Raw genomic sequence first — 15353 nt, forward strand, 5'->3', positions numbered from 1 at the left:
AAACTCATATAAAGCATACGAATTAGACTTTTAACGTTTTCTCCTGCTTCAATTGGGTCGTACCGATATGATGGAATGATTAGAGCATCCATATCTTGAATGAATATAGGATCATCTAGCTTTTCATCTAAATTGGCAATGAATCTGTTAGAGGAAATACTTAATCCTTGAAAATCAAGGTATTGATGAAACGATTTTAAAACTCGATCTTCATTAATTAATCCTTTACGGAGAAGTACGTCAAGATCGAATAAATCTCTTCCCTTTTTTCTTTGATATAATGCTCGTAATTTTGTACTTGCGAGCTCATCAAGCTCATATATTGTTACCTCGCATTCACCTGAAAACCACATTGAGTTAACTTCGTATGGCAAACTCAATTGAGGATACACTAAAAAATGTTTACGAGTATTAATTTCAATCTTTACACGTTTTTGATTTTGTGCATTACTTTCCGGATTAAAATTGTATAAGATTTTAAAAGAATCCTTCGCTGAAACTGTTTTACTTTTACCCAATAAGGGATCAATGATGCTTTTAATTTTATCCGCAATTGGTCCAATAGCGCTTGATTTTCTTTGAACAAAAGCTAGATCTTCCGAATATCTTAACGGCTCATCTAAAAAAAGCTTTGTTAGTGCGGTACCTCCTCGAAACAAAAGCTCATTTTTTAGAAAATCACTATTATATAATTCAACAATTATACGGCTTATGATCAAATCCTGTTCAATTTGATCGTCACTCTGCCAGGGGGCTTCATTTTGCCACTCAAGGATATAGGCCTGTGGAATCATTCCTCGATCTCTATCTCGTCATTAATAACGAGCCGCCAAGGAACATTGAAAGATGAATTAATTATAGTGCTGGATGGATTAAGATTCGTTGTAAGAGCCTTTTCTCTAATGATATATAGTTTCAATCTTTTTACTCCTTGCCGGAATCCTAAACGCTCCAATATAAATCCCCCTCGCTGCACAACCGGAAGTGGAAAATTCTTAGCCGACTTCAATAGTCCTCCTGCGGTAAACAGCCCTGTCATCTCTGAAGCAACTTGATAGACTCGCTCTAATCCACCGACCCGACGATAATACATTATCAAATCGAAGAAAGTAGTCTCAACAGTGGATAAATTTATGTAACCAGTTGGAGTATTTCTCAAAACTTTTTCAGATCTCCTAACATTCTTTTTCCTGTAAAAAACAATTTTATTTCTTCCTTTTCTAATTGGTCTTCTGGAAGGATTTGTGATTACCTGTAATATTTGGGGACTCTGATGAGAAGAACCATAATATGCAGCTGCAGACAAAAGTCCTATATAATAAGGTGCTTTGTAGTATCTCATTAAATTATCAATATATCGATCCATTGGTATGCGACCTGATATACTATATTCTTCCGGTATTATCGCATAAAATCCTCTACCCGGACTAATTAATCTCCCCTCCTTACGAAGCTTACGCAACGCTGACAGGGTACTATTACCTAATTGCTTTTGTGCTACCTGTGAGGTAAAGGACCAGATCCCTTTATTGTTCAACGATTTTATAAATTCTAATGGTTTCATTTTGTTATAATATTGTTTGCATAATATGTCTTATTTATATACTTTATGCAAACAATATTTTGTTGATTTAATAAATACTTACATCGATAATCTTTCTAATCCTTTTACAGTCAGGTAACACTTTTGGGTACCCTGACACCGTAAGTGACCGATACTCAGGGGCAAACACTATCCTTTTAAGCCATTGGTCCCAGGTTCTTCCGTAGGAATCCCTTTGGTAGAACCATGACCTTACCGGAAGAGTTCACCCTTCGACTCCGCTCAGGGTGACATTGGTCGGGGCAAGCATCGACTCGCACATAGATTTAACGTTATTTTAGAGTAATGTTAAAATCCGGCCTACCCATAAATCTTGCACTCTGTTTTAAATTGTTTTAATATCAATTCAGATGTTAGAGTCAAAATATATCTGGATGGACGGCAAACTTGTTCCGTGGAAGGATGCCAAAATCCACGTCATCACCCATTCACTCCATTACGGATCGGCAGTATTTGAGGGATTACGCTTCTACGGCACAGAGATTGGTTCCGCTATTTTCAGATTGGAAGACCACACAAACAGGCTGATCAGTTCTGCTGTTTCCATAAAGATGCAAATCCCTTTTAATGCCGAAGAAATAAACTCTGCTATTATAGAAACCGTCAAGGCAAATGAGCTGAAGAACGGGTATATTCGTCCGCTCGCTTATTATGGATACGGCAAGATGGGTCTACGCCCGGAGGGAGCGCCCGTGAATCTGTCAATCGCGGTCTGGCATTGGGATAATTACCTGGGAACCGAATCGGTGAATGTAAAAACCTCCTCATTCATGCGTTTTCACCCGAAATCATCCATTACGACTTCTAAATTCGCAGGCAATTATGTAAATTCCATCTTAGCCGGTACAGAAGCAACATCACAGGGGTATGACGAAGCATTGCTTCTCGACTATGAGGGAAAGGTTGCGGAAGGTCCGGGCGAGAATATTTTTATCGTGAGTGACGGTCATCTGTTCACGCCGCCACCGGGTAATATTTTAGCCGGCATTACAAGAGATTCTGTGATGACCATCGCCGAAGACCTCGGAATTCGAGTTGAAGAGAAACCGCTGACGTTAGATGAGATTTACAACGCGGATGAAGCATTTTTTACCGGGACGGCAGCAGAGGTTGCCCCAATAAAATCTTTGGACGACCATGATCTCAAAAACTCTTTGGGACCTGTGACCGAAAAAATCCGCACGACTTTTTTTAATATCGTAAACGGCAAAGATGATAAATACAAAAACTGGTTAACGGTAGTCCAATAAGCGGTTTAATTTCTCTCCCTCATGAGAGGGGTGTCACGAAATTACGCAGTGTGTGACTTCTAATAAAAGAAAGTCCTTTTATTCCCCTCTAATAACCAGCCCGCCCGTCTGACCGCTTGCCGGGCAGGACATCGGTCTGGCGGGGAGGGGTGTTCCGAAGGAACTCCTTCCGGAGGATGTTTATCCCGATTCTATTTCGGGAGGGATGTGTCCCGGCTGAGCCGGGACGGAGGGTGTGATTTAGCGATAAACGAAGGATAACATCCCCCATCCGGCTCAGCCGGACACCCCCTTCAAAGGGGGAGGGAAAATGTCATTCTGAGGAATCCGGCAGCTGCCGGATGACGAAGAGCCGAAGACAGGCGTGAGCCAATCCCGCTGTTTAGAATGTAGGGGCGATTCAGGTTTATCCCGCTAAAAGCGGGGAATCGCCCACGGACAACTCCTGAGTTGTCCCTACATATCCCATCGAAGATGGGATTAAGAAGTCCCCTCCTTCCTAAGGAGGGGAACACAAGGGGTGGTTTATTATCAAGAATTAGTCCTTTAATTCCCCTCTTGAGAGGGGTGTATTTTGGTGGAGCCAAAAGGCGGGGTGTGTACTTCATCAATAAATAACCCTCGCCGCCTCGCTCCCTCTATGCTTTATGCTCCATCTATGTGAGAGCTGCCAGAAGGCTAAGGCGAGCGAGATAACGCAGTCGTCATGAAAGCCCGACGGCGCGCCGTACACTATGTTCCCGAATGGTGATATCTGATACCCGAATTTTTCGAGTTCCGTCAGCAGTTCGGCGTTTTGCGGGAAACTTATGCTCCTTTTATCAATCCCGATGGAGAGATTCATTATGAGTTCCTGCTTCGATTTGTTCGTGAACCGGTACGGTATAACACGGATTTTGTGTTTGAGGTCGTCGTAAACCGGATCGCCGACGCCCGTAACGTCCATCAGCACCTGCGCGTCGTACCGCCTCGCCGCGCTGACTATCCTCCCCTTCTGGAAATTATAGTCGAGTTTATTGAACCGGTCGAAATGAACGAGATGACCGGCATGGTTGAGAACGGAGATGACACTGTAGTCCTCATGCTTGGCGAGATCGACGCCCATAACGTATTGTTTTCCGAACTCCGGTTCTTCATAATCACCTTTAACACATTCCCCTATCATCCTGAATACGCTGCTGTTATCGTCCATGAAATCCGCAAGAAACTCCTGCCGGAATATCTCCTCCGGCATCTGCTTTTTCATGCGTTCTATTTCGTTTTTATCTATGAACGGGTTCTCGGATGTGGGGGCAAGAAACGACTCCCAGTCCGACCATTCCTTGTCCGGCGACTGCCCGTGAAGGTAGAACTCGTTGAACCAGCTCTTTTTTCCCATCGGCGTACCGATGAAGAGCGCCCATCCTTTGTGATCAATCAGAGCCGGTTCGAGTACGTACTCCCATGCGCGGCGGTCTATCTGAGCCGCTTCGTCTATCACCAGCCCGGAAAGCCCCTCCCCTCTCAGCCTGTCCGGCTTGCTTGCGGTGCGGAAGTAGATCCTGCTTCCGTTCTCGAACTCGATGAATTTCGGCAGACTCCGCCTCTGACTTACTATCAGTTCTTCAGGCAGAGCGGACATCAGAATCCACCACCCCTTTTCGACCGCCTCGTAGTCGGGTCCTACCCACCAGTAGACACCCGGTTTATCGAGCGCCCTTTCGGCGATCTCATGCACCGCGAAGGTGGTCTTCCCCCATCTCCTGCCCATAACAGCCACCCGGAAGCGAGCTTTCGACCTGCGCAGCCGTTTCTGCCCATTGTGAGGTTCATAAAATATTTTTATATGATCTCCTTTACCCCCTCTAACAAAAGGCGCCCGATCCGAAGGTCACGAAGAGCTCCTCCGGAGGATTCCGACTGAGCCGGAAGACGGCATGTGTCTGAAGAGATTGCTTTGACCTGATAAATCAGGTCTCGCAATGACAAATGTGTGCGGGTAGGGCTTGCCCGCCTGGCATGAAGTCGGACTGGCCCGCCTGGCATGAAGTCGGACTGGCCCTGACCGCACATTCCTATCTTCCCCTCCTTTTCAAGGAGGGGAACACAAGGGGTGGTTTATTACTAAAAAGATTCATTTTTATTCCCCTCGGACAAAAGGCGAATTCCCAATCCTTATCACTCACGAACGATCACACCCCTCATCCGTCCCGACCCTTCGGGACGGATACTCCCCACAAGGGGAGAGTAAAATGATCCCCTCTTGAGAGGGGTGGAGTTTATCCCGATTCTATTTCGGGAGGGTGTGTAATTCAGTTTAGAGGATGATATTTATCCTCTCCCTAATTTCCACCATTTGAGAGCTGCTTGAAGCAGGTCTAACGATTCCTCGGCTATCTCGCGCCATTCATTGGCAGTTATATCTCTCCCGCCTTCTGATTCGGCATGTTTCGCTATCCTGACTTTCTGAAAGAGCTCCTTTGCCTCTTTTATCATCCCCGCTATCTGTTTGAGCTTGAATACTCCCGCCACCACCATCCCGGCTGACAATAGATATCCGGCTATTGCGAACATATTGACTCCTCGAATTATATGTGCGGGTTTGGGTATTTCCTAACCGCACTCATTACGATTCCCCGCTATAAATTCTCGGATTCGTCAGGTTCCTCCGGCAGCTTCAGCATTTGGATCGTCTTTTGAAACGACTCATGAACCGTCTGCTTTTTAACTCCCAGCATCTCTCCTATCTCCTCGAACGTGAACCCTTTCGCCCTCAGGAGAAATATCTCCACCTGCCGTTCTGTGAGTTTGCGTGAATTGACTATGAACTCGCACAGATGCTTTGTCATCAGCTTGTAGAGCCGGTTCGACGATTCCGACTCCTCTAATGCGGTGGAATAACTCTGTTTTTCTGTTATGAAATCGAGTGACACGGCACTTCCTCCTTTTCCGGCTTTGCCGGAACGTTGTAAGAAGCTCCGTGTGTGGTGGCTTCGTTCTCAGTGCGGACTATAAATCTCTATATCGCACTGAAGTTATTATTTAAATTATTACTCTAACACCGTGTGTGGTAGTTGGTTATCTCCTATCCTCTCCTTCGGCACGAAGACCCACCCATGCCGCAGACGGAACTCAAACCACTGGAATTCACCTATCCGGACCTTGCAGCGGTAATCGTCATTTTCAAGCGTCCAGTTTGAATATTTCCCGTCTTCGCGCCAGAACTGTTTCACCTTTTCAAAATGTGTTTTCTCCAACTCGTTCATCTGCGTATTCAGTGTCATTTCGGCATCCATTCGCCTTTTTCAAAGTCGAAGCGGTGAGTACTGTCTAATCCCCGCTGCTCGCCGGCAGCTAACATCAGACTGTTATTCTTCGTGCGCATCCGCCTGCAGTGACTCAGAATTGCGTATGCGCCCGGCATTTTTTTAGGCGACTCTTTGCATGCCTCACCGATCGCCTCTTTAACTAATTTATTCCGGTAAGCTTCTACCAGATTAGTGTAGGCGCGGGCCCTCTTTTTGTTCTCTTCAAGTATCGCTTTTGCTCCGTATTTAAACGTAATTCCGTAGCTGTAGAACAGATCCCTTATAAGCTGAGCTACCGACAGCTCTCTCTCTTTTTCTTTATTTTGAGAGAGTTTACGCACTATTTACCTTCGCTTTCTTTCGAATTGCGGTCAGGGCAAGCCCTAACCCGCACTTTAATCTGAATATGAAGCTGAATAGCGCTGTTACAACTCCGTTTCAATTCCATGACATCGCCGTATCTCATATTTGCTCCAATCTCACTATTCTCAATACTTATTGCTTTGCCTGAAACGCCTGACGCGTTGATTATCCTTCTCTCTCTGCTCTTCTTCGCTTCTCATTCTGCGCGATTCTATGGTCAGTAACCCGTTTGAAAATCTGAACTTTCCTATCTTGTGTTCTCTGAGTTCTCTGACTATCCTTTCGACCTCCCCGGTCGAGCATCCCATGACGTTTGCCCAGGACCTGAGAGATTGCCGCTTCTTGCCCCGCTCGGGAGAAAAATGCAGCTGCCCCATGATCCGCATCCATCCTCCTACCGCTTTAAGAGATAACGCCCTCGTGTCTCTATCAAAGTCCATCCAGTAAAACATCGATGCCGGTCGCTTACCCATTATCTTTTTCCTCCTCCTTCGAGGGAGGTGGCTTCCGTCCCGAGACTTCGGAACGGAAGACGGAGGGTGTGATTTGACGAAATGGCAGCGGAAACACCCCTCGTCCCGAATTTTCGGGACACTCCCCTCGAGGGGAGAGGTTTGGAGTTCCCCTCTTGAGAGGGGAAAGCCAGCAGAGGCTGGCAGGGGTGTGTTATCTTATAATTATTCTGTATCATCACTATGCAAATTATCCAAAACCACTTCGAGGGCGTCGGCGGCTTCAAGGAGCATCCCTTCACCCGTGTTCATGACGGCTGTTATTGCTATTGCTTTACCCGCATCCTCAGAACCGTCTACTATCAGATATAAACCCGTGTCGAATTCATCGCTTTCAAAAAGAGTCTCCTTCATGCTCTCAACCAAATAATCACCGAATCCTAATCCGGATACGAACTTCATTCTCCCCGCAATACCCAATTTTTGATAATCCGAAAGAGAGATAGGGGGATCGCTTTCCCCCGTCAGTATTGCGTCAAGCCAGGTGTCGTATTGAGGAGGCAGCACTAATTTTTACCGGCGGGAAAAATTCGCCGTCCGATATAGATACCCAAAAGAAGAGGAGCCATAACCGTCCAGAAGTCGAGTATGAATCGTTCCACCCCCGTCACTGTAGATTTTCCCCTATTTGCTTGCAAATCGGCTGGAAATGTATTACTTTACATTTGGTTACCAATATGTAAGATTTTAGAGGTGTTTGTAAACTTTTCACGCTTAAATGTAAAGTTTATGACCTTATATGTCAAGTATATTCTGATTATATAGGTTGTATGTAAAATATTATGGCTAAATATACTGATAAACAGTTGATTACTATAGGCTTAAATGTGTCAATATTTCTTAAGGTCGCTAAAAAGACACAGCAAGAATTTGCCGATGAGATGGGAAAAACTCGTCAAACGGTCAACGCATGGATCAATGGAAGGGGCATCACCCGGGGAGCTTTAGAATCTATTGCGATGTTATGCTCGCGATGGATAGGTGTAACAATACGACCTGAAGAATTTCTAAATGAAGGATTTGCAGAAACTTTGACTTCTGAATTAAGCGGCAGCGAAATTGAACACGACTCATCTTATACCCGCACAACCCTCTCTATTGAGGAATATATCTCCAAAAACAAGTTAGGTGAGAATTTGGATGATGATGATGAGGAATTTCTCCGCAGCCTGTACGGCAGAGGCAGCAAGCTTGAAAAAGTCCCGGAGAAAAGCATCCGCAATATGCTCAGAGCGTTCAGGGAAAACATCAAAGACCAGTGGATTTCGGGGAAAAAATAGCCGGGGAATACGGTTTCAGACTACTGCGCGTAGATCTCGATGACTCCCTCAGGGGTTGTGTTTCCGTACTAAACAGTATTAAGGTCATCTTAGTGAACGAAAATGACCGCTCCGAACGCCAGAATTTCACTATCGCTCACGAGATAGGTCATTACGAGTTGGACCACCTCACCGGCTCCGAACAGACATGGGAACAGGAAGAGGAAGCAAATCTTTTCGCCGCCGATCTTCTGCTCGATCCTGCCGAGCTACGCGGACTCGCATACGAACCGATAGAAAAACTTAAAGAAATATTTCCACACTGTTCGCACGAGGTCATTGCCCGGCAATGCCTCAAACACCGTGACGCTGTCATGACCATCTTCGATAATTACCATATGACAGCCCGCATACTCTCCCCCCTAATCGGCCGCGACCGGAAGATACCCCTGCAGGATTATGAGTTCGACACTGTCAAGCACTGTCTGAAGCAGCGCAAACGTCTCCACCGCCGCAACCGCGAGATGGAATGCTGGGCGAACTATATAGAAGACCCTCCCGGCACCCGCTTCCGCCGCGTCATCCTCTTCACGGAGGGTCGCGGTCAGTTTCAGGATGAGTGAGAGATTCAGTAGATTTCAGAATAACACCCTCCGTCCCGAAGCTTCGGGACACCTCCCTCAAGGGAGGAGGATGCGATTACTCCCCCCTCAAGGAAGGAGGTCGAAATTCCTCTCCCCTCGAGGGGAGTGTCCGTCCCGAAGGGTCGGGACGGACGAGGGGTGTGACCACACATGATTATTAAATATAACCCAAAACTGAAAAGTATAGCCCGTAAGCTAAGGAAAGAATCTACTAAGGCAGAGATATACTTGTGGAATGAACTGAAGAACAAAAAAATGATGGGATATGGATTCAAACGACAAAAACCTATTGGTGAATACATAGTAGATTGCTACTCACCTGATTTAAAATTCGTCATCGAAATAGACGGTATTACTCATGATTATAAGATGGAAAGTGATAAAGCGAGACAGAAATACCTTGAATCTCTTTCGCTAAAAGTCATCCGGTTTAGGGATTCCGATGTAAAACATAATTTGGAAGGAGTCATTAATTCCCTAAAGGAACATATTGAAAATAACAAACGATAACACCCCTCCCTCCTGCGGAGGACTCCCCTCAAGGGGAGAGAGGCAGTAAACACCTCCCTCAAGGGAGGAGGAGAGCGCCATTTCCCCTCGCCCTGTGAGGGGACTAGCTTTATTCTAAATCAGCAAGCACGCTTTGACTATCGAGTATCTCCGCGAATTCGTCATGTAGATTTGCCAGTGAAATATCATGTATCTCTTCTGCCGTATAATGCTTTCCAGTGTGGTCTATCCTGTCGAATGCCGCAACCGCATCCGAAACTACATACGTTTTAAAGCCGAGATTAGCCGCCATTCGCGCGGTGGTTGATACGCAGTGGTTTGTCGTCAGGCCTGTAATGACGAGTGTTTCATAGCCTTTATCCCGCAAGATCTCTTCTAAGTCGGTACCGATAAATGCGCTGTTGACTGATTTCGTAACGACATGTTCGCCGGCATCTGGCTTGACGATTTCTTTGATGGCATTACCGGGGCTATCAGGGTGAAGAGGTGATTCCATATTTAGGGAATTATGCTGTATATGAATAATCGGTCGTCCCGAATTTCGCCACGCTTCGAGGAGTGCTGCAATATTCGATTCGGCTTCCGGGTTATTCCGGGTACCCCAGACGGCGTCGTCGAACCCTTTCTGAACGTCTATGATAATTAGGACTGTATTTTCGGAGAATCTGTTTTTCTTGTCTGTCATAATTACTCCATCGCTCTTTGAATCGCCTTGACGTATTCTTTTTCATTAAGGATTTCGTTATAAGAAAAGAAGATGAAGTCCTCTAAGCCGCGTGATTTTGACTTGTATATCTTGCTCTCGACGTCGAAGTGGTTCTGATTGAACGCTCCGATGCCCATGATGAGTTTTGCCGGCGGCGCTACATTCAAAATCGCATCCACGTTTTTCATAAACTCGGTAAGATCGGTATTGTAATTCATCGGTACGGCGTAGTCTATCATTCCCGTTCTGAGCCACCTGACCCAGTTCTGATAATTATTCTCACGCGCGGAAACCGGATCCGGCTTGACCGCAGCCGTCAGGTATATTTCTTTCCCCGATGCTTTGATCAGTTTGCTCAGATCGTTTACGAACGACGTGATGCTTCTCAGTTTAAAGTTCGTCCACTGCCGATGAAACGCCTCGACGCTTTTAGAGCCGATCAATTCGGATATCTCCGCTCCGTTTTCAATGAATATTTCCGGGTCGACTCCCGTTTCCTCCCGGAACTTGTCGAGCGCTTTCTGATTATATCCGTATTCGGGTCCGGGAAAGCGCACATAGTCGAGATGAATTCCGTCAACGTCGTATTTGTTCATGAGTTCGCTCAACACACCGAGCAGATATTCCTTCACCGCCGGATGTCCCGGTGAGAGGTAAACCCCTTCCGACCCCTGAAGATCGAATTGTTTCCGGTTCTTTTTAGCGTCGATAACATCGCCGTAAGCCCGGGCTGTCCATTCCGGATGACGGTTCAGCAGATGGTTCTTCGATTTCGGTTTTTTATCCGATGACCAGAGGAGGTAGACGTTGACCCAGGCGTGCACTTTTATACCCTCCCTGTGCGCCCTCGCCAAGAGCTCGCCTAACGGATCGAACCTTCTTCCCTTCACCTGCGGCGCTCTTTCCACGATGTCGCTGTGGTAATATGCGTCTCCCCTCCCTCTTACCTGAGCGAATATATGATTGAATCCGTATTTCTTTGCGGTACGCACAATCTCCGCCACGCTGCTTTTGGTCGTCATCCTGTCCCTGATGACCCAGAACGCTTTGATATGATTTCCATCGGGTATTTGAGCAAATGAAATCGAAGCGCAGAACAGCATCAATGGTAAAAGAAAAGGCAGCCTTTTCAGACTGCCATTAATACTTATATTTACGAAAGTCATCCGTTTAGGAAAGATTTCGGATTCTGATTCTATCCGCCTGACCGGACTTTTCGGATCTTATCCGTGATCCCTTCTTTTTTCTCTTTCTTCTCGACTACGGGTTTTTCTATATCGACGAGCTCAAGGATTGACATAGCCGCTCCGTCGCCTTCCCTGAATCCGAGTTTTATGACTCGAGTATAACCGCCGATCCTTTCCGAGTATTGAGGAGCTATATCGTCGAAGAGCGTTCGGACGAGAGCTTTGTTCGGAATATACCTCAGTACCTGCCTTCGGGCGGCGAGATCGCCTCTTTTAGCGAACGTTATCAGCCGTTCGGCGAGCCTCCTCGCTTCTTTTGCCTTAGCGTGAGTCGTTTTGATCTGTTTGTGCTCGAATAACGAGGCGACCATGTTTTTTAGCATCGCCTTTCTGTGACTCGCTGTTTTGCCGAGCTTTCTGAGTTTTTTCCGGTGCCTCATCTCTAAAATTCGTCGTTTCCTATATACTTCATCACGTCCATATCGAATGCGAGACCGAGTTCGCCGAGTTTTTGCTGGAGCTCAAGGAGCGACTTCCTTCCGAAGTTCTTGAACTTGAGCATTTCCTGCTCACTCTTTGAGACGAGGTCTCCGAGTGTATCGATCTGCGCCGCTTTGAGGCAGTTGTGCGAACGCACGGAGAGTTCGAGTTCGTCGATGCTGCGCAGGAGTTGTTTCCTGATTCCTGCGATGTCCTCTTCCTCTTCCCGCGGTTCCTCGACCCTGTCTTCGGTATCAGAATTTATGAAGAGGTTGAGGTGGTCCCTCAAGACTATCGCCGCCTGACTTACGGCATCGTCGGGAGTTACGCTTCCATCTGTTTCGACGTCTATAATCAGCTTCTCGAAGTCTGTCTTACCCTCTACCCTCGCCGGTTCGACTTCGTACTTCACGAACTTGATCGGAGTAAAGATTGAATCCATAAAAATCGTACCGAGAGGCGCATCCGGTTTCTTGTTCTTGCCAGCCGAATTGTAACCTCTTCCCCTTTCAATGCGCAGTTCAATCGTAAAATCCGAGTCCTCGTTGAGCGTTGCTATGTGATGGTCGGGATTTAATACTTCAAGATTGGAAGAATTCTTCTGGATATCCGAACCTTTGAATTCTTTCTTCCCCTTGAGGCCGATGGATACCTTCTCGATCGTTCCATTGAGCATTTTTACCCGTATCTCTTTCAGGTTGAGTATGATCTCCGAAACATCTTCCATTACCCCTTTAATCGTTGTGAATTCGTGATTTATGCCGTCTATCTTCAACGACGTAATCGCCGCGCCGGGAAGTGCGTTAAGAAGCACTCTCCTTAGCGAATTGCCGAGTGTCAGTCCGTATCCTTTTTCTAACGGTCCTAATGACAATCTGCCCGATGTTGACGAATATGTAGATTGATCGATTTCTACGGCATTTGGTATTTTTACTTTGATTTTATTCATCTATATTTCCCATGCTACTTTGAGTAAAGTTCAACTACTAATTGTTCCCTGACGTTCAACGGTATCTGCTCCCGCTCCGGAATCTGAATGACCTTTCCCTGCATACTCGCCTTATCGAGTTCGAGCCAGGTTATACCGTTGTCGGTTTTTACGCGCCGCATCGAAGCGTGGATGACTTCCATCTTTTTCGCTTTGTCGCGTACCTCTATTACGTCGCCTTCACGCGTGATGTATGAAGGAACGTTCACTATCTTTCCGTTCACATTGAAATGACGGTGAGTTACGAGTTGCCTCGCCGCCTTGCGCGATGGCGCGAATCCGAGCCTGAATACTACGTTGTCCAGCCTGCTTTCGAGAAGGAGAATGAGGTTTGAGCCGGTTATTCCCTTCATTCTGTCGGCTTTTTTGTAATAATTCCTGAACTGTTTTTCAAACAGACCGTAAATGCGTTTGATCTTCTGCTTCTCCCTGAGCTGTATTCCATAATCGGAAAGCCTGGTTCTTCTACCCTGACCGTGCTGTCCGGGGGCGAAACCGCGCCGCTCGAACGGACACTTGGTCGTCATACATTTAGAACCCTTCAGAAAGAGCTTTTCGCCCTCTCTTCGGCATAACTTGCAAACAGGTCCTACATATCTACCCATCCGCCGCTCCTATACCCTTCTTCTCTTCGGAGGCCTGCATCCGTTATGGGGAATTGGTGTTACGTCCTTTATAGATACTATCTCGAGGCCCGCGGCTTGAAGCGATCTTATAGCCGATTCGCGACCTCCTCCCGGTCCTTTTACACGGACTTCCACCCGCGCAAGCCCAAGCTCCATAGCTTCTTTTGCTGCCATCTCTCCTGCCAGCTGCGCGGCAAACGGAGTGTTCTTCCGCGAACCTTTATATCCGGCACGTCCCGCTGAAGACCATGATATGACATTGCCGTAGATGTCGGTCAGCGTAACGATCGTGTTGTTGTAAGTCGCTTTTACGTGCGCAATGCCGTTGGCATCCACCTTAATTTTTTTCTTTTTCTTTCGGCCCTTCTGTTGAGCAGCCAATTTATCCTCCTTATTGAGTGCCGGTTTTCAAATCAGTCATCATTTCATCGACGCCGTTTTCTTCTTTCCGGCGACGGCTCTTTTTCTGCCTTTTCTGGTCCGGGCGTTCGTGCTGGTCCGTTGACCATGCACGGGGAGACCCTGTCTATGGCGTAACCCCCTGTAACACCCTATGTCCATCAGCCGTTTGATATTCATCGTTACGTCTGTGCGGAGGGCGCCTTCTATTATGTATTTATCGGAAATGATCTCCCTGATCTTGGATACGTCCACGTCGCTGAGTGTGTTCGTTCTTACCTCCGGATCTATACCGACGGCTTCCAATACATCAAGAGCTCTCTTTCTCCCTATTCCGAAGAGATAAGTCAATGCTATTCTTATCTTCTTATCACTCGGTATGTCTACGCCTGCGATTCGTGCCAAACTCCGTCCTCCTGCTTATCCCTGACGCTGCTTGTGCTTCGGGTTCGAACAGATCACCCGAACAACGCCTTTACGTTTAATTATCTTACAGTTATCGCAAATTTTCTTTACTGATGCTCTTACTTTCATATCAAGTCAGTCTATTTGTGCCTAAAAGTTATCCTGCCCCTTGTCAGGTCGTACGGCGAAAGTTCCACCGTCACCTTGTCGCCCGGCAGTATTTTAATGTAATGCATCCTCATTTTTCCGGAAATGTGCGCAAGCACCCCATGGCCATTTTCGAGTTCCACCTTAAAAGTCGCGTTCGGCAGTGTTTCAAGGATTGTACCTTCAACCTCTATTCCGGGTTCTTTAGCCATAGCGTCAGAATGCCTCCAGTATCAACGGAGCGCCGTTGGTCAGTATCTTCGGTCCGTCCTTCGTAATAGCGATAGTGTGTTCAAAATGCGCCGAGGGCTTACCGTCTTTCGAGACTATGGTCCACCCGTCCGGCTCCGTAGTTACCTCAGGTTGTTCCGTGTTGAACATCGGTTCGATTGCAAGTACCATTCCCTCTTCGAGCTCCGGTCCCGGGTCAGCATCCACAAAGTTCGGAACTTTAGGTTCTTCATGAAGCGATTTACCTATCCCGTGCCCCACTAATTGCCGGACAACGGCAAAACCGTTCGATTCCGCGTACTCCTGTATCACTCTTGAAATATCTCCTACCCGATTACCTATTTGCGCTTTTGCTATTCCGAGCTGCAGCGCTTTCTCTGTCACCTCTACCAGCTTTACCGTAATCGAATCCACTTCACCGATGATGAACGTACGGGCGGAATCGGCGTGATACCCTTCATTGTTCACTCCGATATCTATGCTGACTATTTCTCCCTCTTTGAGAACGGTGTCCCCCGGAATACCGTGTACGACCTGAGAGCCCACCGATGAACAGATAGTTTTCGGATAGCCCTGGAACCCCTTGAACGAAGGAGTAGAATCATGTTCGGTGATGTACTTCTCGACGAGCGTATCGAGAGCGCCTGTGGTAATTCCCGGGCGCAGTTTTTCTGCTACAATCTGCATCGCTTCGTAGAGTATCTTTCCAGCCTCGCGGATCTTCATTATCTCGTCATATGTCTTTAAGTTGACCAA

23 protein-coding genes are annotated in these 15353 nt (G+C 46.8%); 4 read left to right on the forward strand and 19 right to left on the reverse strand.

The annotated features are described in order from the left end of the window. Both IID12_03360 and IID12_03365 read right to left on the reverse strand, forming a co-directional pair. Nucleotides 1–794: nucleotidyl transferase AbiEii/AbiGii toxin family protein (locus IID12_03360; protein MCH8288132.1), on the reverse strand; the 794-nt coding region annotated here is incomplete at its 3' end. Continuing rightward, nucleotides 791–1564, reverse strand: coding sequence for a type IV toxin-antitoxin system AbiEi family antitoxin domain-containing protein (locus IID12_03365; GenBank protein MCH8288133.1), 774 nt, complete (start codon nt 1562–1564; stop codon nt 791–793). The genes IID12_03360 and IID12_03365, both read right to left, overlap by 4 nt. Before the next feature lie 389 nt (nt 1565–1953). Here IID12_03365 and IID12_03370 point away from each other — a divergent pair, with 389 nt between their 5' ends. Further along, entirely contained in the window at nt 1954–2853 is a 900-nt protein-coding gene (locus IID12_03370; GenBank protein MCH8288134.1) for a branched-chain amino acid transaminase, read from the forward strand. Nucleotides 2854–3460: 607 nt separating this feature from the next. On the opposite strand, the gene IID12_03375 is transcribed toward IID12_03370, so the two are convergent. From IID12_03375 to IID12_03405, 7 genes are all read right to left on the reverse strand, one after another. Then, nucleotides 3461–4603 carry a hypothetical protein gene (locus IID12_03375; GenBank protein MCH8288135.1) on the reverse strand — a complete coding sequence of 381 codons (1143 nt, stop codon included), beginning with the start codon at nt 4601–4603 and terminating at the stop codon, nt 3461–3463. A gap of 560 nt (nt 4604–5163) precedes the next feature. Next, the gene (locus IID12_03380; protein MCH8288136.1) at nt 5164–5406 is read right to left on the reverse strand and encodes a hypothetical protein; all 243 of its coding nucleotides are present in this window, start codon (nt 5404–5406) and stop codon (nt 5164–5166) included. A 65-nt stretch (nt 5407–5471) separates the two neighbouring features. Then, nucleotides 5472–5765: a sigma-70 family RNA polymerase sigma factor gene (locus tag IID12_03385; protein ID MCH8288137.1), complete on the reverse strand. Its 294-nt coding sequence runs from the start codon at nt 5763–5765 to the stop codon at nt 5472–5474. Nucleotides 5766–5882: 117 nt separating this feature from the next. Continuing rightward, a complete protein-coding gene (locus IID12_03390; protein ID MCH8288138.1) occupies nt 5883–6116 on the reverse strand; it encodes a hypothetical protein in 234 nt (77 codons plus the stop codon). Beyond that, on the reverse strand, nt 6113–6481 hold the full coding sequence (locus IID12_03395) for a hypothetical protein (GenBank protein ID MCH8288139.1): 369 nt from the start codon (nt 6479–6481) through the stop codon (nt 6113–6115). The genes IID12_03390 and IID12_03395 overlap by 4 nt, the downstream gene beginning before the upstream one ends. 147 nt (nt 6482–6628) lie before the next feature. Next, nucleotides 6629–6976, reverse strand: a complete 348-nt coding sequence (locus IID12_03400; protein ID MCH8288140.1) for a hypothetical protein — start codon at nt 6974–6976, stop codon at nt 6629–6631. A gap of 204 nt (nt 6977–7180) precedes the next feature. Further along, a complete protein-coding gene (locus tag IID12_03405; GenBank protein ID MCH8288141.1) occupies nt 7181–7522 on the reverse strand; it encodes a hypothetical protein in 342 nt (113 codons plus the stop codon). 275 nt (nt 7523–7797) lie between these two features. On the opposite strand from IID12_03405, the gene IID12_03410 reads away from it, so the two are divergent. The 3 genes from IID12_03410 (at nt 7798) to IID12_03420 (ending at nt 9428) form a co-directional block, all read left to right on the forward strand. Then, nucleotides 7798–8295, forward strand: coding sequence for a helix-turn-helix transcriptional regulator (locus tag IID12_03410; protein MCH8288142.1), 498 nt, complete (start codon nt 7798–7800; stop codon nt 8293–8295). Continuing rightward, complete coding sequence (locus IID12_03415) at nt 8274–8897, forward strand: ImmA/IrrE family metallo-endopeptidase (protein MCH8288143.1); 624 nt, start codon at nt 8274–8276, stop codon at nt 8895–8897. Before IID12_03410 ends, IID12_03415 begins: the two co-directional genes overlap by 22 nt. A 171-nt stretch (nt 8898–9068) precedes the next feature. Then, entirely contained in the window at nt 9069–9428 is a 360-nt protein-coding gene (locus IID12_03420) for an endonuclease domain-containing protein (GenBank protein ID MCH8288144.1), read from the forward strand. 109 nt (nt 9429–9537) lie between these two features. On the opposite strand, the gene IID12_03425 is transcribed toward IID12_03420, so the two are convergent. Genes IID12_03425 through map form a run of 10 tightly spaced genes read right to left on the reverse strand, consistent with a single transcriptional unit; the run spans nt 9538 to nt 15353 of the window. Further along, complete coding sequence (locus tag IID12_03425; GenBank protein ID MCH8288145.1) at nt 9538–10113, reverse strand: cysteine hydrolase; 576 nt, start codon at nt 10111–10113, stop codon at nt 9538–9540. Between the two features lie 2 nt (nt 10114–10115). Next, nucleotides 10116–11300, reverse strand: a complete 1185-nt coding sequence (locus tag IID12_03430; protein ID MCH8288146.1) for a family 10 glycosylhydrolase — start codon at nt 11298–11300, stop codon at nt 10116–10118. Nucleotides 11301–11329: 29 nt separating this feature from the next. Further along, nucleotides 11330–11761, reverse strand: a complete 432-nt coding sequence (gene rplQ / locus IID12_03435) for a 50S ribosomal protein L17 (protein ID MCH8288147.1) — start codon at nt 11759–11761, stop codon at nt 11330–11332. Nucleotides 11762–11763: 2 nt separating this feature from the next. Then, nucleotides 11764–12750, reverse strand: a complete 987-nt coding sequence (locus IID12_03440; protein ID MCH8288148.1) for a DNA-directed RNA polymerase subunit alpha — start codon at nt 12748–12750, stop codon at nt 11764–11766. A 14-nt stretch (nt 12751–12764) separates the two neighbouring features. After that, nucleotides 12765–13394 carry a 30S ribosomal protein S4 gene (gene rpsD / locus IID12_03445; GenBank protein MCH8288149.1) on the reverse strand — a complete coding sequence of 210 codons (630 nt, stop codon included), beginning with the start codon at nt 13392–13394 and terminating at the stop codon, nt 12765–12767. Between the two features lie 9 nt (nt 13395–13403). Beyond that, the gene (gene rpsK / locus IID12_03450) at nt 13404–13796 is read right to left on the reverse strand and encodes a 30S ribosomal protein S11 (protein MCH8288150.1); all 393 of its coding nucleotides are present in this window, start codon (nt 13794–13796) and stop codon (nt 13404–13406) included. A 39-nt stretch (nt 13797–13835) separates the two neighbouring features. Next, on the reverse strand, nt 13836–14219 hold the full coding sequence (rpsM, locus tag IID12_03455) for a 30S ribosomal protein S13 (protein ID MCH8288151.1): 384 nt from the start codon (nt 14217–14219) through the stop codon (nt 13836–13838). A gap of 15 nt (nt 14220–14234) precedes the next feature. Further along, nucleotides 14235–14348: a 50S ribosomal protein L36 gene (gene rpmJ / locus IID12_03460; protein ID MCH8288152.1), complete on the reverse strand. Its 114-nt coding sequence runs from the start codon at nt 14346–14348 to the stop codon at nt 14235–14237. Between the two features lie 11 nt (nt 14349–14359). Continuing rightward, nucleotides 14360–14578 (reverse strand): translation initiation factor IF-1, encoded by a 219-nt coding sequence (infA, locus tag IID12_03465; protein MCH8288153.1) that lies wholly within the window; start codon nt 14576–14578, stop codon nt 14360–14362. Between the two features lie 4 nt (nt 14579–14582). Continuing rightward, complete coding sequence (gene map / locus IID12_03470; GenBank protein ID MCH8288154.1) at nt 14583–15353, reverse strand: type I methionyl aminopeptidase; 771 nt, start codon at nt 15351–15353, stop codon at nt 14583–14585.

The sequence above is a fragment of the Candidatus Neomarinimicrobiota bacterium genome, assembly GCA_022567655.1.
Taxonomy (GTDB): Bacteria; Fidelibacterota; SORT01; order SORT01; family SORT01; genus JADFGO01.

What these genes read in the sequence shown, in the direction of transcription:
- IID12_03440 (MCH8288148.1), bottom strand. Translation starts at nt 12,750, where the DNA reads ATGAATAAAATCAAAGTAAAAATACCAAATGCCGTAGAAATCGATCAA.
- IID12_03370 (MCH8288134.1), top strand. Translation starts at nt 1,954, where the DNA reads ATGTTAGAGTCAAAATATATCTGGATGGACGGCAAACTTGTTCCGTGG.
- IID12_03400 (MCH8288140.1), bottom strand. Translation starts at nt 6,976, where the DNA reads ATGGGTAAGCGACCGGCATCGATGTTTTACTGGATGGACTTTGATAGA.
- IID12_03410 (MCH8288142.1), top strand. Translation starts at nt 7,798, where the DNA reads ATGGCTAAATATACTGATAAACAGTTGATTACTATAGGCTTAAATGTG.
- IID12_03375 (MCH8288135.1), bottom strand. Translation starts at nt 4,603, where the DNA reads ATGGGCAGGAGATGGGGGAAGACCACCTTCGCGGTGCATGAGATCGCC.
- IID12_03420 (MCH8288144.1), top strand. Translation starts at nt 9,069, where the DNA reads ATGATTATTAAATATAACCCAAAACTGAAAAGTATAGCCCGTAAGCTA.
- rpsD (MCH8288149.1), bottom strand. Translation starts at nt 13,394, where the DNA reads ATGGGTAGATATGTAGGACCTGTTTGCAAGTTATGCCGAAGAGAGGGC.
- IID12_03380 (MCH8288136.1), bottom strand. Translation starts at nt 5,406, where the DNA reads ATGTTCGCAATAGCCGGATATCTATTGTCAGCCGGGATGGTGGTGGCG.
- rpmJ (MCH8288152.1), bottom strand. Translation starts at nt 14,348, where the DNA reads ATGAAAGTAAGAGCATCAGTAAAGAAAATTTGCGATAACTGTAAGATA.
- IID12_03430 (MCH8288146.1), bottom strand. Translation starts at nt 11,300, where the DNA reads ATGACTTTCGTAAATATAAGTATTAATGGCAGTCTGAAAAGGCTGCCT.
- rplQ (MCH8288147.1), bottom strand. Translation starts at nt 11,761, where the DNA reads ATGAGGCACCGGAAAAAACTCAGAAAGCTCGGCAAAACAGCGAGTCAC.
- IID12_03390 (MCH8288138.1), bottom strand. Translation starts at nt 6,116, where the DNA reads ATGACACTGAATACGCAGATGAACGAGTTGGAGAAAACACATTTTGAA.
- infA (MCH8288153.1), bottom strand. Translation starts at nt 14,578, where the DNA reads ATGGCTAAAGAACCCGGAATAGAGGTTGAAGGTACAATCCTTGAAACA.
- IID12_03425 (MCH8288145.1), bottom strand. Translation starts at nt 10,113, where the DNA reads ATGACAGACAAGAAAAACAGATTCTCCGAAAATACAGTCCTAATTATC.
- IID12_03365 (MCH8288133.1), bottom strand. Translation starts at nt 1,564, where the DNA reads ATGAAACCATTAGAATTTATAAAATCGTTGAACAATAAAGGGATCTGG.